Source organism: Dyadobacter psychrophilus (assembly GCF_900167945.1).
GTDB classification, from domain to species: domain Bacteria; phylum Bacteroidota; class Bacteroidia; order Cytophagales; family Spirosomataceae; genus Dyadobacter; species Dyadobacter psychrophilus.
The window spans coordinates 132,871-152,581 of record NZ_FUZA01000010.1 but is presented as its reverse complement, the minus strand read 5'-3'; the positions used below and the strand labels follow the sequence as shown (position 1 = coordinate 152,581).

The following is a 19,711-nucleotide window of genomic DNA, read 5'->3' as shown; positions in this document are numbered from 1 at the left end:
GGTTTATTTTTCAACAACCCATTGATTGACACTGTTGAACTTACCTTCAACAACAACTTTAAAAAAGCCGGAAGGATATTGCGAGATATCTATTTCGGCTTTTTCATTGGCAGCATCCGCTTCGCCAACCAAATGATAGAGATCACGCTCACCTTGCCCGAAATGATTGGTTGTGGTGAGCCATATTTTCACTTTCCCTGCCTTATCCAACGCTTTCCAGGAAACATTCAGCTTTCCTGGTGCTTTCGTTAGTGTGGGTTTCGCGAGCGATATTTTTCCGGTGAAAGCAACTCCATCCACTTCAAAGGCCTGTTCTTTCGGAATGTTGATGTCGAGATGACGTGCAATTGTGGGCATGATGTCGACAATGCCGGGCGTTTCTTTAAATGTTGGATTAAGGTCTTTTGCATTGGTCACGATCCATGTGCCACGCTCGCGATCCGATTGTCCGCCGTGCCCTTTTCCTGTTTTTGCATCTCGTCCGTGATCCGTCGTGATAACTACCAGCCAGTCTTCATTAAAATCCTTTTCGCGTACTGAAACTGCTTTCCAGAGTCGGCCCATTTGATCGTCCATGATCTGAATTGCCTTCGTAAATTGCTCACTATCACCGTATCTGTGACCCATGTCATCTGTAAATTCAAGGTAAACCCAGGACAGATCCGGGCCATTTTGCTGAATGTATGAAGCCGCCTCGTCCACTACTTTTTCATCGATCTGGTGAATGTATTGTTTATCCTTATCATGCTTAAAATGAATGGTATCCAGCTCAAATCCATCGAAAGAATAGTCCAGTTGGAGCTTATTGGTTTGTGGAAGCCCTTCTCCAACCAATTTGGTGCGGTTATCCAGCCAGGTGGAAAAAATTGCGGTTTTCTTTTGCGGATATTGGGTTTCCAGAAACCTGAAAATCGTCCAGTAATGATAGTTCGGGTCTTTGATATCATTGTCCCAAACATTGTGCTTATTAACCCAAGTGCCTGTTAACAAGCTATTGTAGCCAACGGCCGAAATGGTTGGCGTTTGTGAATAGGTGTCTTTTCCGCCGCCCACATAAGCGCGTGTGTAACCGCCTTTTTTTGCAATCAGATCAAGGTTTGGGGTCGGTGTTTTTTCCTTGCTATCACTGGAAACGCCATCTACGATTACAAAAAGCGTCTTTTTTACTTTTGCCTGTGCTGATACATTAGATTGTATACAGCAAGTGGTCGTTAGTAAGATCAGTAGACGGAGGGCGTTTTTCATGAATAAGGTTTGGGATGAGCGGAAATAAAAATGCCCTCAAATTAACAGCAAAATTGCCGGATTTGAGAGCATTGCTATGCTATGAAATGATTATATTTTATGGATTCGCCGGAGTTTCGGGAACGGGCGCTTCCTTTTTTCTTTTGCCAAAAATGTAGACCAGACCGAAGTGACTTTTTAGAACCCCGCTGTCAAATTTATCTTTGACATAAGGATTTAATTCCAATGCAACCTGGAAACGCCTGTTTTTGGGTAAAGGAGAAATACGAACGCCAACATTAACTGAGTAACCATCAATCGTTATAAGGTCTGCATCTGCGTCTGCAATGCGGTAAAGCGGGTTCAAACGCAAACCGCCACCCAAATACCATTGCACGACTTCACCTCTTTTCAAATTGATCATAGGCAGCAAATCCACGCTCAGGCTGCTAAAAAGCGAATTAGTCTGAAACCTTGTGTCCAACCAAACCACTTTTTTTGAATTAGTGCTGATTGTCAGCAAGCTGCTCCAGGGATAATAGCCTACCGACGCCTGTGCCTTCAATTTTTGTTGATTAAGCAAAAGAATTAACGTCAGTGCGAAAAAGATACGTTTCATGAACGAGGGATGAGTAAGTAACACTTGCAATGTTTTAAACTATCGGCGCATTGCTTTGCCCAGCTTACCAGCTGCTTGCATTGTGTTCATTTTTTTCATCATCCTGCGCATTTCATCAAATTGCTTGATCAGATTGTTGACCTGCAAAATCGAAGTGCCACTTCCTGCTGCAATGCGTTTTTTACGGCTTCCATCAATCATATCAGGATTTTCGCGTTCCTTTTTTGTCATCGACTGGATAATCGCTTCGATGGGTTTGAACGATTCGTTATCAATGTCCATATCCTTCATCGCGTTGCCCATTCCAGGGATCATGCCAATCAGATCTTTCACATTACCCATCTTTTTAATTTGTTGCAACTGACCTAGAAAGTCGTCGAAATCAAACTTATTCTGACGCATTTTGGCATTAATGCGTTTGGCTTCGTCTTCATCGAATGCTTGTTGCGCGCGTTCCACAAGGGAAATAACGTCACCCATCCCAAGGATCCTGCTCGCCATACGGTCAGGATAAAAGGAATCAAGCGCTTCCATTTTTTCGCCTGTACTAATATATTTGATAGGCTTGTCAACGATCTGACGAATGGAAAGGGCCGCTCCACCACGTGCATCACCGTCTAATTTGGTCAAAACAACACCATCAAAATTCAGGCGCTCATTGAAAGTTTTGGCTGTGTTAACCGCATCCTGACCCGTCATGGAATCCACAACGAACAAGATTTCAGAAGGCTTAACGGCGGATTTAATGTCCTCAACCTCCTGCATCATCACCTCATCCACAGCCAAACGTCCGGCCGTATCGACGATCACAACTTTCTTGCCAATTTTTCTTGCATATGCCACTGCATTCCGCGCAATGTCAACGGCATTTTTATTTTCAGGCTCTGAATAAACTTCAACGCCTACTTGTTCTCCAAGCACCTTCAACTGGTCAATCGCAGCAGGACGATAAACGTCGCAAGCTGTAAGCAAAACCTGACGGCCTTGTTTTTTGAGTAATGTGGCCAGCTTTCCGGAGAAAGTCGTTTTACCCGAACCCTGCAGACCCGCTATCAGGATCACCGCCGGGTCGCCCTTAATGTTAATGCCTTCTGCCTGGCCGCCCATGAGCTCGGTAAGCTCTTCCTGAACGATTTTTACAAACATCTGGCCTGGTTCAACAGAGATCAGAATCTTCCTGTCGAGCGCTTTTTCGCGGATCCGGTCTGTAATTTCCTTGGCAACTTTGAAGTTAACGTCGGCGTCAACAAGTGCTTTGCGGACTTCCTTCGTAGTTGCGGCAACATTTATATCTGATATCCTATCCTTTCCTTTTAGTGTGCGAAAGGCGTTATTTAGCTTGTCCTGTAAGTTTTCAAACATGGAATGATATGTATGATTCTAAACCTTAATTGAAATAAAACACAAAGGTATAAATAAAATAAGGAGTACAGGAAGGTTAATTCCGGCACTCCTACAATATTTGACGTGAAGCACAAGCTTCTGAAATGACTGTTATTTGCTGAATTTTGATTTGATCCAGCGGAACATTTTCTTTTCTTTTTCCCAAAAAAACGAAAACTGGCCCAGCAGAAAGCCGTACATCAGTAAAAGTGTTTGATAAGTAGGGAAAATAAAGAGAATGTAGGTAATCGTTTTAAGCCACATTGGGGTCAGCTCATCGTAACCCAGCAAAAAGAAAAGCCCTTTTCTAAGCCAAACCACGGATGAACCCGCTAAGCTGAAAACTGCTAAAACCAAAAGAACCTGTCTGGTTGTTTCCAATCCCCAACGTTCCTGCATTTTTCCCAACCAGGGCTGTGCGTTTTTTTCTCCGCTTTGCATATTTATATAATTGGCAGCTTTAAATTTTCACAAAGTAACAATGCATCGGGCAATTTTCCTCTATTTTAATGAATGTTTAATCATGGTTTAAGACATGATCAGGATCATTGTTATTTTGGTTAAGATCAGTTTTCTTCTACTAAAACGAAGTCCCCACACCCGGATCTGAAAAGCGTTTGTCACTGATAAATTGCTCGTCATTCAAGGTTCTCAAAAAGGCGATAATCGACTGTTTTTCTGTGGCTGTGAGCTGGATTCCACGTTTTTTTTCAGCCACTTGCAGCAGCGGGTCCAGGGAAGGCGAAACGAAAATGCTGTCCTTACTGCCGCTTTGATCGTTGGCATAATGGTTCAAAACTTCATCTAAAGTCGTAAACCGTCCGTCGTGCATGTAAGGAGCGGTCAGGCCAACATTTCGCAGACTTGGCACTTTGAATTTGAGTCGGTCCGCTTCGTTTAATGTGATCGCATATCTTCCCTGGTCGTTGATCTTATTCGGAATCAAACCATTGTTTCTGAAACTGAAATCTGTAAAAAGCTCGCTGCTGTGGCAGGAAGCGCAGTTTTGTTTGAAAAGCGCCATTCCTTGCTTTTCTAATGGCGTTAATGCAGATGCGTCGCCCTGCAGAAAATAGTCGTAGCGGGATGTTGCAGAAACCATCGTCATCATAAATTGGGACAATGCTTTCATCATCCGGTCTGCATTGATTTCATCCGTTCCAAACGCCGCTTTGAACATTTGGGGATAATTCACCTGTTTGGAAGCTCCCGCGACAGGTGTTTTACGCAACTTTTCAATTACAGTTCCTACGCGTTCACCCATTTCTACTTCATTCTGGATCGGCACAGGCGGGACAAGATCCATATCATGCACGCCTCCGTCCCAGAAAAAACTAGGGCTGAACGCCATATTCTGAACCGAGGGCGAATTTCTCGTTCCAAGCTGATCGTCAACGCCGTGGCTTAAATCGTGCCCGTGATGCGTAAATGCAGCCTGTTGCTGGTGACAGGTCCCGCAGCCGATCTTATCGGTGCGTGAAAGAATGCCATCGTAAAAAAGGAAGCGCCCCAGTTCAACGCCTTCGTTTGTTAATGGATTTTTGGATAAATCGTAAACAGGGTCAGGGAAATAAGCCGGTTTCTTCCACTCCAAAGGCGGTGGATCCGTATCAACAGGCGGTTTTGGTTCGGGCGCCTCTGTCTCCTTTTTGCAGGAAATGATCCCTGGCAAAAGGATTAAAAGCACACCAAAAAGTAGAACCGATTTCCTCATTAACCTATTTACCCTATTTGTTGATGATCTGATCCAGACTGAACATATTTACATAATTGTCGGCGATGTTTTTCGAATAAGGAATGAACATTACGCTCGTATTTTTCTTAATGCTCACTTGGGTTGGACCATTGAACACTTTAAGAATGTCCGCTTTGAGATTAATCTGCGTCGCTGCATTTTTCGAGACTGCTGCGCGCTGAGCTCCAAAGTTGATTTTTGCTACACGAATGTTGTTCAATGTTTTCTCAGTAAGCCCTCCGAAGCCGCCAATATGATAGTAAAATTTGCTGTTTGCCGAAGTTGCAGAATCAGAAGTTCCTTCCAGCATCAGGAAAATGTAACCTGGATTCCAGTCCCAATACAAGGCTTCTTCGTTAGTTGGACCCGAATCTTTGTCCAGAATGCCTTTACGTCGAGAAGGATCCGTCGCGCTTTTCAAGCTATCAATTCCTATGACGAATTCAATGCCCGTATAGTTGCGCGCCGGGACATTATTAATCGTAATTTGCTGTGAATCAACATTTCCTTCCCGAATCAGGAAATAACTTGAATCTTGTGGGACGGTGAAGTTATTGCCATTCGAGGCGATAAATGTAATGTTGGAAATATAATAATTGAGCTTGCTGACCGTGAAGTCTTCGCCAGCGGCATTGGTGTATTTGTCAGTGCCAAGCTTTAAATCTTTTGACCCGACCACATTATCAAACTTAATTTTTATGCTTCCTGTGGGAAGTGGCACGGGATCATCCGTACAAGAAATAAGAGAAGCGCTTAAAAAAACTGCCAGGAAAGGCAGCAACAGAAATGAAAATGTCCTTTTCATGTCGTGTAGTTGAATAAAGTTGGGTTTCAATATACTTATTAACAGAAAAGTAGGCGGATTTATGCGAATTCGGCTTAGCGCAATTGTGAAAAATATTCTTTATTTACAGAAACACGCAGGGAATGGTTTCTCCTTGGATTCGCAAAGAGTAATTTTCCTATATTTGCCCTTTAAACAATAAGGAGGCACTAACGCCGTTTATGTTCAAAGTTGTTTTTTGACCGGATCGACCTCTATTTCATTAGCTTAACATTCACTTTTATAACCAATATGATGCTTCTACAAGCACTTGCTGACTCTACTTTGGCCGCACCCGTTGCCACAGAGGGGCTTTCTATTATTGATCTTCTTGCAAAAGGAGGCTGGGTCATGTTGCCACTCGGATTGTTATTTCTGGCAACGCTTTTTCTCATCATCGAGCGTTTTCTTGGCATTGGAGCCAATGGGAAAATTGATCCGGGCGTGATTGACAATGTGAAAGATTTTATTCAGCAAGGTAACCTGAAATCGGCCGAATCGCTTTGCCGCAACCAACGCAATGCTTCCGGAAGGATTTTGGAAAGAGCAATCGGACGCATTGGTTATCCGATTAAAGACATTGAAACGACCATTGAGAATGCCAGCCAGATCGAAATCCAGCGCATGGAAGGCAATCTTCCTTACCTGGGGGTGATAGCGGGTATTGCGCCTATGCTTGGTTTCGTAGGAACGATTTCAGGGATTATCCGGATTTTCTATGATATTTCCATCTCCAATGACTTCAATATCAGCACAATTGCGGGTGGTATGTATGAAAAAATGATCACTTCCGGATCAGGTCTGATCATTGGTTTGATCGCTTACGCCGGATATCACTTGCTGAACATGAAAATTGACCGTTTTGCTTTGAGATTGCAAATGGCTGCTTCCGATTTCCTTGACGTGTTGCAGAAACCAGTTGCTGCGAAGTAAAAGTAGGACCAATACTAATTCAGTTCCCCAAAATATGAAAATACGTCGTAAGAGTCGTTTTGCCCCTGAGGTGTTCACGCACTCGCTGAACGATATTATGTTTTTCCTTTTGCTGTTCTTTTTGATCATCTCTACGATGTCCAATCCGAACGTGATCAAGCTCATGCTGCCGAAAGCTTCCGCAACACAGCAGATGTATAAGAAGCAGATTACGCTTTCTATTGATGATAAAAAGGGTTATTTTATTGATAAAGAGCCAATTCCATTCGATAGATTAGAGGCGGAATTGCAAAATATTTTCGCAAATGTTGAGGATAAGACGATTGTTTTAAGAGTCGATAAAAATCTAGCTGTTCAGGATCTCGTGGACGTGCTGGAGCTTGGTGCGAAAAATGAAATTAAAATGGTGATGGCAACTGCAAAGTAAGCCATCACTTTTCTGCACTTTTATAAATAGCTTCTACAATCTTTTGCAGGATAGCGCCCTGCTTTGCGTCGCAAATATTGCTCCGTTTGCCTTCGCAGAAATCTAAAAATGCAACTGTGTTTTTAAACTGAATATCGGTTTCTTCAAGATGCGGGAACTCCATATCGACGAGCTCTCCTTCCATTTCACTGTATAATGCAAACGGATTCAGCACTGCGCCAGCCTTTGTTCCAAACACTTCCAAATTAACATTTTTCTGGATTTTTGTATTCAGGGCAAATGAGGTGGACAATGTGATGCTTGCATTATTTGGGAAAGATAAATGGGCGAAACAAGCGTCTTCAACTTCAAACTTTTCTGCATCCCAACTTCCCATCAACCCTTTTCCGCCTGCTTTTCCAATAAAATCGTACGTGTTTGCTATAATCCGGTCCGGCTCACCATAATCGAGCAAGCCCAGTGCAAGATCCAGCACATGTACACCCAGATCCATTAATGCGCCACCTCCCTGGATCGATTTATTCGTGAAGTTTCCCCAGCCGGGAATTCCCCGCCTGCGTAGGAAATTGGCCTTAATGTGATAGATTTCCCCAAGGCGGCCACTTTCCAAAGATCGTTTTAGCAAGCTATATTCTGGCGTCTGTCTAAGCTGAAAGTTATAAGCCAGCACTTTGCCTTTTTTCTGGGCCAAATCGGCCATTTCGACAGCCTGAGCTGCATTCATTGCCGGAGGCTTTTCGCACAATACATGGCAGTTGTTTTCCAAAGCCTGCACCGTAAACGGATAATGCAGGTTATTGGCTGTGCAATTGATGATCAGGTCCGGCTTGCTATCGCTGTCAAACATTTCGGCGGCATTATTATAAGCCAGGGGAATGTGATGCTTATCGGCCAGTGCTCTCGCTTTTTGAATGTCGCGACTGCAAATGGCCACGAGTTCAACGCGTTCTGGAAGTGCTTTTAGGGCGGGAATGTGGTTTTGATCTGCAATATGGCCACCGCCAATGATGGCTGCTTTAAGGATTGGCATAGGTTGGTTTCGGAATGAATGCTGCGGAAGCAAATGTATCAATTCGCACCGAAATGTCTAACAAAAATGCCCGGAACAGGCCGGGCATTGTGATTTTAGTTTGTTGGTCAAAAGAGCAGCTTGCTACTTGGTGGTAATTTTGATCACACCATTCTTGCCTTTGTCTCCATAAACTTCCTCCGCTTTTTCACCCTTTAATACGTCCATGCTTTTAATTTTTTCACCTGGCAATTTCTTAAGAAAATCTGCATTTTCCATTTCTTTTCCATCCAAAATGTAGAGCGGTGAAAAAGCATAATGCACCACACTTGCCATTTTTTCATCTAGGTGTATCGTGCTTGTAGCACTTTCACTATCACTTTCTTCCAATTGGAAATTAACTGGTAACGTGAATTTTACATTAACGGGCTTACCATTCTGTTTTCCTGGTTTCCATTTAGGAAATAGCTTTAGGACTCGTACGGACTCAGCATCACAGCCATAACCAATGCCTTTTAAAACAACAATATCTTGAATGTTTCCTTCATCAGTAACGACAAACTGCAAAAAGACTTTGCCTTGCACATTAGCGTTCGCCGCGGCTGTTGGATATTTGATTTTCCTCCCTAAAAATTGAAACATTGCCTGTTGACCGCCGGGGAATTCAGGCTGTTCTTCAACCACTGAGAAGATTTTATCGTCGGGAAGTGCATCTTTTGTGGCTTTCTCTGCATTCCGGGCGGCGATTTCTGCCTCATTCTGCTCAGTTCGTTCGCATCCTGCGACAAATAATGCCGTGCTGGCAATTACCGTCAAGGCGAACAAATAAGTGCTGAGCATCCATTTCGAAGTTCTGTTTTTGTAAATCATACGAATTCGATTTTTGATTTGGGATGGCTTGAAAAAGTGATTTGTTAAGGAAGTTATGGGCGCTTTTAAGGCGTAGGCAACGAGAAATCGCGCGTAATTGTCCCGGTTCGGTGCCTGAGCATCTGCGAGAAATTCGTGAATCTCCTGCATGGAACGCTTGTATAGCAATAAAAATGGGTTGAACCAGAACAGTACTTTCAAGATCTCAATGAGCAGAATATCCAAGCTGTGCATTTGCTGCGTGTGGACCATTTCATGTCTTAAAATGGCATCGAAATGATGTTCATAATCGTTACGGTTAATTACAATCCAGTTCAGGAAAGAAAATGAACCTGTGTTGTTAGAGTCGATCAGCACCACGGTGCAGTCATCGAGTTCGATAATTTCGCCTGCCTTTAAAAACTTCCTTAACTGAATAATGTGCTTGAAAAACTGAAACACCGTAACAAGAAATCCGAGCCCATAAATTGTCCAGATTATCTGTGTCCAGGTCATGAAGGGCGCTGCTTCGGCTTCGTTCGCTCTAACTGTAAAATCGGCAGCATTCACCTGATACACAACGGGAATTGCAGGTGCATTCTCAGGATAAATTAATAACGGAAGGAAAAAAGCCGCTATTAAAGAGCCTAAGAGGTAATAACGATTCCATTTAAAGAATGTATGATTTCGCAGCATGAGCTGGTAGCATGCAAACAGCAAGATCCAGTACAGATTAACCTTTCCGAAGTATAACAGCGTTTCCATAGCTAGCGGATTTATTGTTCGTTTTTGTGGTCGTTGATCAGCTTCATTATTTCATCCAGATCCTTGGTTTTGAGATCGTTGTCTTTCACGAAGAATGAAACGAGATTAGGGAGTGAATTGTCAAAATAATTGACCATCAGCTGTTGCATTTCATGGCGTTTGTATTCTTCTTCGCTGATCAGCGGAAAATATTCATGCGTTTTGCCATAAGCCGTGTAGCCAACAACCTCTTTTTTCTCGAGAATCCTGATGATTGTGGAAACGGTGTTATAAGCGGGCTTTGGTTCGGGCATTTCGGCCAGAATATCTTTCACGAAAGCCTTTTTCAGTTGCCATAAGATCCTCATGATCTCTTCCTCGGCACGGGTTAATGTGCGAATTTCCATAATGTTGATTTGTCTTGCTAGTATTTCGAATTACTGATTCAAAGATAGGACTATTTTATTAGTTTTAAAACTATTTTATTAGTTATAAATAAAAAAATAAAAGCGGAGATGAAGTTTCTCCGCTTTTTAAATTCTGTAAATCTGTTTAAGCAAACTCTGATCCCTTGTCTTTCAGGTATTTACCAACATTGCAACTGATCCCATCCAGCACTTCAATATCATGATCCCAACTGAACGTTTGCCATTCAGCATCCTTTGCTGCGATCATTACGCTCTTGGGCTTTGTCAGAAACCAAATCACTTTATCTGCACCAAAGCCGAGAAGCTTTTGTGTTTTAATTGTGATGTAGCCATTTTCTGTAAACGTCTCCAACTCCACGTCTAAGTCTATCTCGATGGAGATTTTTGGATGGACCTTTGAATAGTGTGTATCAATTTTATCGATAGTTAGAACATCCTTATCGAAGATCATAATGTCTCCTGACAAGTTGTTTCTTTTATCCAAGTGCAGGCCGGCTTCATTTGTTGCAATAATATACTTTTGCCTATTAATGGACGGATATAGAATGCCAAGGATGTAATCAATAATAAAAAACTGCAATGAACTGCAACCCATAATGTCTTCTACCGTTTTCGTTTTGGCCAACACGTCACGGTAACCTCTGCGATACAAGGGTATGCCGTCAATTATTTCATGGATCAGAACGTCAGGTATATTTTTCGCTGAGATTTTTCTAGGTAAAACCTTCTGCGGATTTGAAGAAGCTATCATATGTCCTATTGATTTGCTCATAAGTAAATATAATGATTTTTCAAGTCAGCGCGGAAAAGGATTGTCTTAACGGCTGGCTGTCATTTTTCTAGCGGTAAAGGATTGCCGTATAAAAGCAAAAGCAGCAGAAGTTACCTCCTGCTGCTCATACGCTTAAAAATCTTCTTATTTTATTCTACAACACTCAACTTCACTGTGTTGGTCTTGCGCTGTCTTGAAACTGGAATGCTAAGGGTGTTTATGAACACATCACCTTTTACCAATTCACCTTTTTCAACCAAAAACTGCTTGATGTCCTCAATCAGGTCATCTGTGGAAGCATCCTGATCGCGGTCGTAGTAATATACTTTTGTTCCCCAATACAATGCTAATTGGTTCATTAACACCTTATTGGAAGTGAAAATCAGCAAGCCGGCCTTTGGGCGGTGATGTGAAAGACGGAACGATGTATAGCCAGAACGTGTGATCCCGATGATCGCTTTTGCCTGCGTATCACGTGCCAGGCGGCAAGCGCTCATCACAACATAATCATTCAGTTTATTAACACTAGTGCTTTCGCTAACAGCAGCGTGATGTTTGAAATAAATGCTGTTTGTAGATGTTTCAACTCTTTCGATTGTTCTCGTCATGCTTTCAACGGCCAGCAATGGATATTTTCCAGAAGCAGTTTCAGCGCTAAGCATTACTGCATCGGCACCATCAAGCACAGAGTTGGCAACGTCATTAAGCTCTGCACGGGTTGCACGCGGGCTGTCGATCATGCTTTCCAGCATTTGTGTCGCTACGATAACGGGCTTACCGGCTTTATTGCATTTGTCAACGATCATTTTCTGGATCATAGGCACTTCCTCAGCTGGAAGTTCCACGCCCAAATCGCCGCGGGCAACCATGATGGCGTCCGTTGCTTCAATGATCTCGTCAATGTTAAGGATTGCTTCCGGCTTTTCGATTTTCGCAACCAAACGCGCCGTTTTGCCTTTGCTGGCAATGTATTCCTTTACTTTAATCAGTTCCGAAGCCGTGCGCACGAATGACAATGCCACCCACTCCACATTATTTTCAAGACCAAAATCCAAATCTTCGTAGTCCTTTGTAGTCACAGAAGGCATCGAAACCTTTGTATTTGGCAAGTTTACTCCTTTTTTGGATTTCAAATAACCGCCATATATGACTTCGGTAATTACGTCTGTTCCGTCCATTCCTGTAACAAGCACTTCCAGTTTTCCGTCATCCATCAGGATTCGGTCGCCGATTTTTACGTCGTTGTACATGCCGTCATAAGGCGTGCTCACTTTTTCAGCTGTTCCAAGCACTTCTGTGTTGGACAAAATCAATTTATTACCTGCTTCGATCAGAACGCCATCTTTTTCGGCAACCATTCCGATACGGATTTTTGGTCCCTGCAAATCCTGCAAAATGGCAAGATTTAAGCCATATTCTTCATTGATTTCCCGAATGGTAGTTAATCTTTGAAGGTGATCAGCATGAGAACCGTGAGAGAAGTTAAGGCGAAAAACGTTTACCCCGGCTTTGGCCAACGCATACAATGTTTCTTTTGTTTCGGAGGCTGGACCTACGGTAGCAACAATTCTGGTTTTTTTGGAAGACATAGATTAATATGCAGTAAAAATGATTTTTATAAACAGTCCACGTCAATCACGACCTGGATGCTTTTGAGCGTCTTATCGGTTAAAATATCAATAACCTTTTCTTGTATAAATGACTTTGCCGCCTTAAAATTAATCTTTTCTCGTTCAAGTTTGATGAGAATGTCGAACAAAAACTGATTTCTTACTCTTTCCACCAACGGCGGCTGCGGTCCGAGAACCCGGCTTGCTCCCAGATTGGCGGTGAGTTTCTCTGCAAGAACCTTCGCAGCCTTGCTGGAAGTGGCCTCGTCGACGTGCTTGACCGTCACTTTTATGAGCCGCGTAAATGGAGGATAGTGAAATTTTTCACGCTCCTCAATTTCAGCCGCATACATTCCTTCGTAATCGTTATTGATGATCCTTTCAAGCAGTCTTTGGCCTGGATTATTGGTTTGGATAAGGACTTTTCCAGGCTTTTCGGCTCGTCTGCCTGCACGCCCGCTTACCTGTGTGAGCATTTGGAACGCGCGTTCCGAAGCGCGAAATTCGGGGAAGTGGATAATGCGGTCCGCATCAAAAATTCCGACAATGCTAACATTGTCAAAATCAAGTCCTTTGCTTACCATTTGTGTCCCGACAAGAATGTCAATGCCGCCTTCTTCGAATTCGGAAATGATTTGTTGGTAAGCGTTTTTTGCCCTTGTCGTATCCAGATCCATCCTTTGCACACGGGCTTCCGGAAACATTGAATGAATTTCATCCTCGATCTTTTCAGTTCCGTAACCCATCGTTTTAACCTGCGTGGAACCGCATTGCGGACAAGTTCGCGTCACTTCTTCTTTATGACCGCAGTAATGGCAACGAAGCTCGCCCGCTTTCATGTGATACGTAAGGCTGACGTCACAATTGGCACATTCAGGAATCCAGTTACAAATTTCGCATTGCAGGTAAGGGGAGTAACCGCGGCGATTCTGGAACAGGATGGTCTGTTCTTTATTTTGAAGATTAAGTTTTAAATGGTCAATCAGCACAGATGAAAATTCGTTTTTCATCTTCTTCGACTTCTTTTCTTTTTTTGTATCAATTAACTCAAATGTCGGCAACGCAGCATTTCCGAATCGCTGCTTCATTTCTACAAATCCATATCTGCCCGTTTGTGCATGGTAATAGCTTTCCAATGAAGGCGTTGCGGAGCCAAGCAGCGTTTTGCCTTTGTGCATATAAGACATAATCACGGCCACGTCACGTGCATTATAGCGGGGTGCAGGATCATGCTGTTTGTAGGAAGTTTCGTGTTCCTCGTCAACAATGATTAGCCCCAGATTATCAAAAGGAAGGAAAACGGCTGAACGCACGCCGACGACAAACTGAAATTTCCCGTCCAGAATGCCTTTCCAGACTTCAACACGTTCGTTATCAGAAAATTTGGAATGGTAAATACCCATTACATCACCAAAAACCTTTCTTAACCGCACAACGATTTGCGTTGTTAACGCAATTTCAGGCAACAGGAATAGAACCTGTGAGCCGCTTTCCAGGACTTGTTTGATGAGTTCGATGTAAACTTCCGTTTTACCGCTGCCGGTGATTCCGTGTAAAAGGACAACTTCTTTTTCCGCGAAAAGTGCGTGAATTTGTTGAGAGGCCTCTTTTTGCGTTTCAGTAAGTGTTATGACTGCGTTGCTGGCCGGAATGTCGTCAAATCTAGAAATGAAAATCTCGAACTGCTCAAAAATTCCCTTCTTGACCAATGTGTTTAAAGAGGCATCCGAAACATTATCATCCTGACTAAATATGGATTTATCAAGTCCTTTCGAGTTCAGATCCGGATTGTTGTAAACCGGAATGTAACTCAGATATTTTAACAAAATTTCCTGCTGCTTAGGCGTCTTATCCAGTGACGCCGCCAGCTTAGAAAGCGCGTCATTGGACGTGTAAGAAGCATTTAACCTGATTTTTCTGACAACCTTAGGCTTATATCGCTCCTTAACCTCTTCAAACAGGATTACCGCACGCTTGCCGACCAGAGACTTAATGATTGCCGTAATGTTGGAACGCTGCAAAAGCCGCTCAACTTCTTCGTAGGAAAGGGTTTGATGCCTTTTTATTTCATCAATAACAATTCTTTCCTGGTCCGTCAGTAAGTCATCATGTTCAAATTCGGGATTCAGCTGTATTCTTGACTGGCTTGTGATTTTCAGCCCGGCTGGAAGAGCAATGTTAAGGACTTCGCCAATGTTGCAGAGATAATATTCAGCAACCCAGTTGAACAGTTCGAGCTGGCGCGTTGTGACAATGGGCTGTTCGTCAAGCAGTTCGAGAATGTATTTAGCCTGGTATTTCGAAGGCGGATTTGAATGTATGTTAGCGACAACAGCCGTTATCACTCTTTTTTGACCAAACTGCACAATCACACGGGCGCCCACTTTAATCATTCCGCTCATTTCCCTGGGAACCCTATAAGTAAACAAAGAAGGAATCGGAACCGGTAAAATCAGATCGGCAAAAAAAGTAGTTTCTTCCTCAAAAAGGGAGGCCATTGTGCAGTGGGGCAAGGTTTAGTTTTTAATGAAGAAGGGCAGAAACTCCCTCTGATCAATTCTTTTTACATCACAAAAAACGTCATGTAGATGATCAAAATCTGAATCAGCAGTAACAAGTTCAAGCCCTAAAAGTGCAGCAAGTGAGGCAATCCAAAGATCATTCTTGCCCATATTTCTTGGAGTTGTGAAAGGATACTTCTTAAAACTTGGATTGCGTAATTGAGAATAAGAATCAATTTCCGAATAAGTGTTTATTCCAACATTCGTTATATCAATAATAGTAATTTGATTCAGGAGACGCTCCAAAGCATTGATCCTATTACTTCCCCATTTATTTTGCAGCGCAAGCGATTTGATCTCTCCTTCTGAAACTATGGAAATGTAAACCTTACTATTTACGGGATTAAGGTATTTAAGTATCCCAGACTGATCTCCTGCCCTAACAATTGCTATCAAAATATTGGTATCAAATATAACACCCATTATTTGGTCGCCTCAAGCTGACGCATCAAATCTTCCCACTCCTCATCCGTAAATGGTTCAACATCAGGACCATTTTGAAGCGCTTGAATGATTCTTTCATTATTATTTTTAGTCTTTTCACCAAATTTGGCAGCTCCGCCGGCAGCTATTATCTCTTCGGCAGAATAGGATTTATGAGTGCGAAAAATACTAGAACTTGCGTTCGGCACCTTGATGTCGACTTTCATAGTGTATAGATTTGTTTAATCAAATATACAAATTTTATCCCATGGGAAAGGGTTCTTGTCTCATTCAAACAATACTTTCCATCCCCAACTCCACAGCATTTTCCCAATCAACCATCGCATTAAACAACTTAATCTTACTAAAATTCCTTAGATCATCTTCGCTAATCCTTTCTTCTGTTATCTTCTCTGATTCCAGTAAAAAAGCCCGTTGTGTGCCGGGTAAAAGTGGTGAATTCGGTGTATACCAGGCATCTCCATTATAAAAAGCAACGTTGCAATAAAACGAATCAGTTACCAGGCCGTTTTTGATGATCAGGATTTCGTCTGCGTCTTTTCGCTGCGCGAAGAGTGTGTTAAGCTCATCCCGATCGTCGTATTTGTAACGGTAATCAACGGTGTCGTCATATACACGTTGGATCTTGCGAATGGTTCTGGGCGAATAGGGCTCCCATTTGATCACCTCAATCTCATCATTGTATGAAAGTCTGCATTTGTGCAACGAATTATCCACACTATCAGGCATAATGATCAGTTCAGACAGTTTCCAGTGATCTGAAAAGCCCCACAATTCGTGACGTGTTCTGTTAAGCCTGGCTTCATGGTAAGAAAGGTTTTTCAATTGCCGATTTTCACAACAAATCGTTTCAAAACACAATGTGCGGGACATGGGAGAAGGGAAGGTAAACTTTGTCTATTAATTCCTGATATTCATTTTGTGCATTGCTTTGGGCTGTTATTCCACCACCGCTTTTGAAAACGAAGTTTCCATTTTGGTTTTCGATAAATCGGATCATGACGGCACTTTCAAAGTTTTCGCCATCAAAATACCCCATGACGCCCGTATAATAGCCTCTATCATAATTTTCTGCCGTTTCGATTATCTGTAATGTGCTTGGTTTCGGCGCGCCGGTGATGGAGCCTGCAGGCAACATTGTTAGCAGTAAATCGCCAAATTTTCCGTCGAAGTGATCAGGTAAAATTCCTGCGATCTCAGAACTTACCTGCAATAAGGTTTTATCATTTGTCTGAATGCGATCAATGTAGCGGTATTTTTCAACCCAAACCTTTTCTGCAACCATACTAAGGTCGTTGCGAATGAGATCGACGATCGTGGCATGTTCGGCAGCTTCTTTAAAGTCTGATAAAATTGCATTTTCGGCATCAGGAACGGACGCGTCAATGGTTCCTTTCATTGGATACGAAGAAATCCGATTACCTGTTATTTTAACGAAAATCTCGGGAGAAAAGCAGACAAAATCATTTTTATACAAAAATCGGTAAGGTGCTTCGCTATGAGCAAATATTTCTGACAGACTCAAATTCGTCGTAATGTTGGTCGGGACCGAGAGGTTTACCAAAAATGAGTTACCGGCTTTTAAGTTGCGGATGACATAATTGAATTTGGCTTCATAAATAGCAAATGACACAGGGAATTTATGAAACTGAAATTCGGAAAGAGGCGGTTCGGCTTCATCTTGACTCTTGAAACCATTGAGATCAAAGCGAATTTCACTTAGGTTTTCGTCATCCAATGTCCATGCAAGCGGTTTCTCGATCCGGTAATCCACAAGAAAAACGAAAGGGGTTTTTGCTTTTCCCCATGCGTTCAGCTTTTCTGCAAAATTCCGTTTTGGATCTTCCAAATCTTTGTTTTACCTATATAATGAACATTTTCAACAGGAAGCTAATTTACAAAGTTCAGAAACCAATATCTAAATTAGGGGGTTTATTGACTAGGGAAGCGTAATTTTTCTAAGACTACCGCAATGCATATATATGATGTAATCGTAATTGGTGGCGGGCCTTGCGGCCTGGCAATGGGAGTGGAACTGGCGAAGAGCGGGCTGGATTATCTGATCCTTGAAAAGGGTAATCTTACAGAGTCCATTCGCCGCTATCCAAGACGAATGAGGTTCTTCTCAACCGCTGAGAACATCGAAATTGGCGGAATTCCTTTTGCGATCTCCGAGGTGAAGGCCAATCGCAATGAAGCATTGCAATATTACAGAAAAGTGGCTGGCTACTATCACCTTAATTTCAAGCTCTTTATCGATGTTGACAGGACCGAAAAGCAGCCGGACGGAACATTTTTGACTTATTCCAATGACGGACAAATTTTCCAGTCGAAGAATGTGGTTTTGGCGACGGGCTATTTTGATGTACCCAGATTGCTGAATGTGCCGGGCGAAAATCTCCCGCATGTTTCTCACTACTATGATGAGCCTTTCAAATATTCCTTTACGAACGTAGTGCTGGTAGGCGGCTCAAATTCCTCGGTGGAGGCTGCATTAGAGCTGTATCGGCATGATGCGCACGTTACAATCGTACATAAGGAGGCGGATTTTCGTACGAAAGTAAAATACTGGCTTGTGCCGGATGTGAAAAATCGGGTGAAGGAAGGGAAGATCCACACGCGTTTTAATAGCATTACCAAAAGCATCGAGCCGGGAAGAATTGAAATTGAGAACCTTGAAACGGGCGAGACAGAGTGGTTGCCCGCAGATTTTGTATTCCTTTTGGTCGGTTATCTTCCCGACGAACATTTACTTTCACGCTGCGGCGTCGCGCTTGATGAAATTACCAAGGTTCCTTCATTTGATAAGGAGACATTTGAAACGAATGTACCCGGACTTTATCTCTGCGGAACCGTTATGGCGGGAGTTTTTACCGAAAAAGTATTTATTGAAAATGGCCGCGATCATGCTGCGGCTATCGCGGATCATTTGTCCGGCAGAGAAGTTCGCGCTGTTAAGGAATTGATAGACAGGATTTAATGCTATTGGTCCACAAGGATCAACTTGCGTTTCTTCTTCTTGGTTGAAAACTTCTCGAGTTTTCCAATGAGTCCGTTCGCTCCAACGCCGTAACCAACATTTCCTGCAAAACTCATAGCGTGAAATCCTTCTTTTCCAAGTTCCCGCCAGGTTTTCCCCCAGTCGGGCGAATAACTGTTTCCCGATGGTCCGCTTGCAATCAGCGCATAGTCATCGGAACGGAGCTCTGATTCACCATTCCAGACTGCATCCGTCTTGTGATATAAAACGACACTTTCTTTCAATCCGGTTGGTTTGGTCATGCCTGCTAACTCCCAGGTTACGCCACCGTCCCGCGTTATGAGCACGTTTTGAGTCGAGTCAGTTGTCTTTTTGTAATCGCCGCCCACCGCGATGCCACTTTTCTTTGACCAAAATCTCAAACCAAAAATGCCGCTCGTAGGTCCGGCTGGCAAAGGCGTAGCGGACACTTCCCATGATCTGCCGTAATCTTCCGAGCGGAAAACCCGCGCCATTTTGCTTCCGCCTGTTCCAATGTAAACTTTACTTTTGCCCGCAACGTGAATGGAGGTTCCGCTGGCCGCAAAACAAGCCTCACCAGGCTCAGCAACCGGCCGTTTCTCAAAAGGCAGCTCTTGCCAGTTTTTTCCGCCATCCTCTGTGGTCAAAATGAATAGTCTTCCATTGATGGGATCGCCTAAACAAATGCCTCTATCTTTATCCCAAAAGTCGATTCCATCCAGAAAAACCCCATTTTGTGTAGTTTGGTACACAAGCGACCAGCTTAACCCGCCGTCCTCTGTACGATAAATTTTGGCCTTGTCCTTCTGCGCTTCCCCTGCGCTCATCGCCACCGCAACGTCCTTGCTAAACGCATGAATGTCCCGAAAATCAAGTGAATCTCCACCGGAAACTTTGGATGTCAGCCACTTTTTACCACCATTGATGGTTTTCAAAACAGTTCCCCTGGAACCGCCAATCCAGCATGTAGTTGGCGAAACGGCATGGACTGCCCTCATGTGGATGGAAGCTTTGATATCAATCACCTTCCATTGCGCCGAAACCAGTTGCGGCGCGAGAAGTATAACGATCCATGTCAGCCGTTTGTAATGTTTAATGCTTGATGGCACAGTATTTTTATTAGTTTACAGTTCAAACGTATTATTCTCA

At 43.1% G+C, this 19,711-nt stretch carries 20 protein-coding genes; 3 read left to right on the top strand and 17 right to left on the bottom strand.

What is annotated here, in order from left to right; all coding sequences use genetic code 11:
- Positions 1 to 3 precede the first annotated feature (3 nt).
- From B5X68_RS26105 to B5X68_RS26080, 6 genes are all read right to left on the bottom strand, one after another.
- Positions 4 to 1,245 carry an alkaline phosphatase family protein gene (locus tag B5X68_RS26105; protein ID WP_082217707.1) on the bottom strand — a complete coding sequence of 414 codons (1,242 nt, stop codon included), beginning with the start codon at positions 1,243 to 1,245 and terminating at the stop codon, positions 4 to 6.
- Between the two features lie 97 nt (positions 1,246 to 1,342).
- On the bottom strand, positions 1,343 to 1,843 hold the full coding sequence (locus B5X68_RS26100; RefSeq protein ID WP_229208576.1) for a hypothetical protein: 501 nt from the start codon (positions 1,841 to 1,843) through the stop codon (positions 1,343 to 1,345).
- A gap of 39 nt (positions 1,844 to 1,882) precedes the next feature.
- Positions 1,883 to 3,205 carry a signal recognition particle protein gene (gene ffh, locus B5X68_RS26095; protein ID WP_082217706.1) on the bottom strand — a complete coding sequence of 441 codons (1,323 nt, stop codon included), beginning with the start codon at positions 3,203 to 3,205 and terminating at the stop codon, positions 1,883 to 1,885.
- Between the two features lie 132 nt (positions 3,206 to 3,337).
- A complete protein-coding gene (locus B5X68_RS26090) occupies positions 3,338 to 3,667 on the bottom strand; it encodes a DUF6787 family protein (RefSeq protein ID WP_082217705.1) in 330 nt (109 codons plus the stop codon).
- Positions 3,668 to 3,806: 139 nt separating this feature from the next.
- A complete protein-coding gene (locus B5X68_RS26085) occupies positions 3,807 to 4,940 on the bottom strand; it encodes a cytochrome-c peroxidase (protein WP_082217704.1) in 1,134 nt (377 codons plus the stop codon).
- Positions 4,941 to 4,953: 13 nt separating this feature from the next.
- Positions 4,954 to 5,766: an MbnP family protein gene (locus tag B5X68_RS26080; protein WP_170916729.1), complete on the bottom strand. Its 813-nt coding sequence runs from the start codon at positions 5,764 to 5,766 to the stop codon at positions 4,954 to 4,956.
- A gap of 270 nt (positions 5,767 to 6,036) precedes the next feature.
- Between B5X68_RS26080 and B5X68_RS26075 the strand changes: the two genes are divergently transcribed.
- Positions 6,037 to 6,717: a MotA/TolQ/ExbB proton channel family protein gene (locus B5X68_RS26075; RefSeq protein ID WP_082217703.1), complete on the top strand. Its 681-nt coding sequence runs from the start codon at positions 6,037 to 6,039 to the stop codon at positions 6,715 to 6,717.
- A 34-nt stretch (positions 6,718 to 6,751) separates the two neighbouring features.
- Complete coding sequence (locus tag B5X68_RS26070) at positions 6,752 to 7,144, top strand: ExbD/TolR family protein (RefSeq protein WP_082217702.1); 393 nt, start codon at positions 6,752 to 6,754, stop codon at positions 7,142 to 7,144.
- Positions 7,145 to 7,148: 4 nt separating this feature from the next.
- Here B5X68_RS26070 and B5X68_RS26065 read toward each other — a convergent pair whose 3' ends face one another.
- The 10 genes from B5X68_RS26065 to B5X68_RS26020 all read right to left on the bottom strand — a co-directional run bounded on the left by B5X68_RS26065 (position 7,149) and on the right by B5X68_RS26020 (position 17,410).
- A complete protein-coding gene (locus B5X68_RS26065; RefSeq protein WP_082217701.1) occupies positions 7,149 to 8,174 on the bottom strand; it encodes a Gfo/Idh/MocA family protein in 1,026 nt (341 codons plus the stop codon).
- 123 nt (positions 8,175 to 8,297) lie between these two features.
- A complete protein-coding gene (locus B5X68_RS26060) occupies positions 8,298 to 9,767 on the bottom strand; it encodes a M56 family metallopeptidase (RefSeq protein WP_082217700.1) in 1,470 nt (489 codons plus the stop codon).
- A gap of 11 nt (positions 9,768 to 9,778) precedes the next feature.
- Positions 9,779 to 10,153: a BlaI/MecI/CopY family transcriptional regulator gene (locus tag B5X68_RS26055; protein ID WP_082217699.1), complete on the bottom strand. Its 375-nt coding sequence runs from the start codon at positions 10,151 to 10,153 to the stop codon at positions 9,779 to 9,781.
- Positions 10,154 to 10,298: 145 nt separating this feature from the next.
- Complete coding sequence (locus B5X68_RS26050) at positions 10,299 to 10,946, bottom strand: Uma2 family endonuclease (RefSeq protein ID WP_229208575.1); 648 nt, start codon at positions 10,944 to 10,946, stop codon at positions 10,299 to 10,301.
- A 149-nt stretch (positions 10,947 to 11,095) separates the two neighbouring features.
- The gene (gene pyk, locus B5X68_RS26045; RefSeq protein WP_082217697.1) at positions 11,096 to 12,535 is read right to left on the bottom strand and encodes a pyruvate kinase; all 1,440 of its coding nucleotides are present in this window, start codon (positions 12,533 to 12,535) and stop codon (positions 11,096 to 11,098) included.
- A 26-nt stretch (positions 12,536 to 12,561) separates the two neighbouring features.
- Positions 12,562 to 15,054 (bottom strand): replication restart helicase PriA, encoded by a 2,493-nt coding sequence (gene priA / locus B5X68_RS26040; protein ID WP_082217696.1) that lies wholly within the window; start codon positions 15,052 to 15,054, stop codon positions 12,562 to 12,564.
- 18 nt (positions 15,055 to 15,072) lie between these two features.
- Positions 15,073 to 15,540 carry a type II toxin-antitoxin system VapC family toxin gene (locus B5X68_RS26035; protein WP_082217695.1) on the bottom strand — a complete coding sequence of 156 codons (468 nt, stop codon included), beginning with the start codon at positions 15,538 to 15,540 and terminating at the stop codon, positions 15,073 to 15,075.
- Positions 15,540 to 15,767: a hypothetical protein gene (locus tag B5X68_RS26030; RefSeq protein ID WP_082217694.1), complete on the bottom strand. Its 228-nt coding sequence runs from the start codon at positions 15,765 to 15,767 to the stop codon at positions 15,540 to 15,542. The genes B5X68_RS26035 and B5X68_RS26030 overlap by 1 nt, the downstream gene beginning before the upstream one ends.
- Before the next feature lie 64 nt (positions 15,768 to 15,831).
- Complete coding sequence (locus B5X68_RS26025; protein WP_229208574.1) at positions 15,832 to 16,386, bottom strand: aminotransferase class IV; 555 nt, start codon at positions 16,384 to 16,386, stop codon at positions 15,832 to 15,834.
- A gap of 25 nt (positions 16,387 to 16,411) precedes the next feature.
- Positions 16,412 to 17,410 carry an aminodeoxychorismate synthase component I gene (locus B5X68_RS26020; protein ID WP_082217692.1) on the bottom strand — a complete coding sequence of 333 codons (999 nt, stop codon included), beginning with the start codon at positions 17,408 to 17,410 and terminating at the stop codon, positions 16,412 to 16,414.
- A 123-nt stretch (positions 17,411 to 17,533) separates the two neighbouring features.
- Between B5X68_RS26020 and B5X68_RS26015 the strand changes: the two genes are divergently transcribed.
- The gene (locus B5X68_RS26015) at positions 17,534 to 18,541 is read left to right on the top strand and encodes a YpdA family putative bacillithiol disulfide reductase (RefSeq protein WP_082217691.1); all 1,008 of its coding nucleotides are present in this window, start codon (positions 17,534 to 17,536) and stop codon (positions 18,539 to 18,541) included.
- 2 nt (positions 18,542 to 18,543) lie between these two features.
- On the opposite strand, the gene B5X68_RS26010 is transcribed toward B5X68_RS26015, so the two are convergent.
- Positions 18,544 to 19,671: a WD40/YVTN/BNR-like repeat-containing protein gene (locus tag B5X68_RS26010; RefSeq protein ID WP_229208573.1), complete on the bottom strand. Its 1,128-nt coding sequence runs from the start codon at positions 19,669 to 19,671 to the stop codon at positions 18,544 to 18,546.
- Between the last annotated feature and the right edge of the window lie 40 nt (positions 19,672 to 19,711).

Coding starts and splice junctions, on each gene's coding strand:
- B5X68_RS26080 (WP_170916729.1), bottom strand. CDS start 5,766: ATGAAAAGGACATTTTCATTTCTGTTGCTGCCTTTCCTGGCAGTTTTT.
- B5X68_RS26015 (WP_082217691.1), top strand. CDS start 17,534: ATGCATATATATGATGTAATCGTAATTGGTGGCGGGCCTTGCGGCCTG.
- ffh (WP_082217706.1), bottom strand. CDS start 3,205: ATGTTTGAAAACTTACAGGACAAGCTAAATAACGCCTTTCGCACACTA.
- B5X68_RS26030 (WP_082217694.1), bottom strand. CDS start 15,767: ATGAAAGTCGACATCAAGGTGCCGAACGCAAGTTCTAGTATTTTTCGC.
- B5X68_RS26085 (WP_082217704.1), bottom strand. CDS start 4,940: ATGAGGAAATCGGTTCTACTTTTTGGTGTGCTTTTAATCCTTTTGCCA.
- B5X68_RS26050 (WP_229208575.1), bottom strand. CDS start 10,946: ATGAGCAAATCAATAGGACATATGATAGCTTCTTCAAATCCGCAGAAG.
- B5X68_RS26105 (WP_082217707.1), bottom strand. CDS start 1,245: ATGAAAAACGCCCTCCGTCTACTGATCTTACTAACGACCACTTGCTGT.
- B5X68_RS26035 (WP_082217695.1), bottom strand. CDS start 15,540: ATGGGTGTTATATTTGATACCAATATTTTGATAGCAATTGTTAGGGCA.
- B5X68_RS26065 (WP_082217701.1), bottom strand. CDS start 8,174: ATGCCAATCCTTAAAGCAGCCATCATTGGCGGTGGCCATATTGCAGAT.
- B5X68_RS26100 (WP_229208576.1), bottom strand. CDS start 1,843: ATGAAACGTATCTTTTTCGCACTGACGTTAATTCTTTTGCTTAATCAA.
- B5X68_RS26060 (WP_082217700.1), bottom strand. CDS start 9,767: ATGGAAACGCTGTTATACTTCGGAAAGGTTAATCTGTACTGGATCTTG.
- B5X68_RS26090 (WP_082217705.1), bottom strand. CDS start 3,667: ATGCAAAGCGGAGAAAAAAACGCACAGCCCTGGTTGGGAAAAATGCAG.
- B5X68_RS26070 (WP_082217702.1), top strand. CDS start 6,752: ATGAAAATACGTCGTAAGAGTCGTTTTGCCCCTGAGGTGTTCACGCAC.
- priA (WP_082217696.1), bottom strand. CDS start 15,054: ATGGCCTCCCTTTTTGAGGAAGAAACTACTTTTTTTGCCGATCTGATT.
- B5X68_RS26075 (WP_082217703.1), top strand. CDS start 6,037: ATGATGCTTCTACAAGCACTTGCTGACTCTACTTTGGCCGCACCCGTT.
- pyk (WP_082217697.1), bottom strand. CDS start 12,535: ATGTCTTCCAAAAAAACCAGAATTGTTGCTACCGTAGGTCCAGCCTCC.
- B5X68_RS26055 (WP_082217699.1), bottom strand. CDS start 10,153: ATGGAAATTCGCACATTAACCCGTGCCGAGGAAGAGATCATGAGGATC.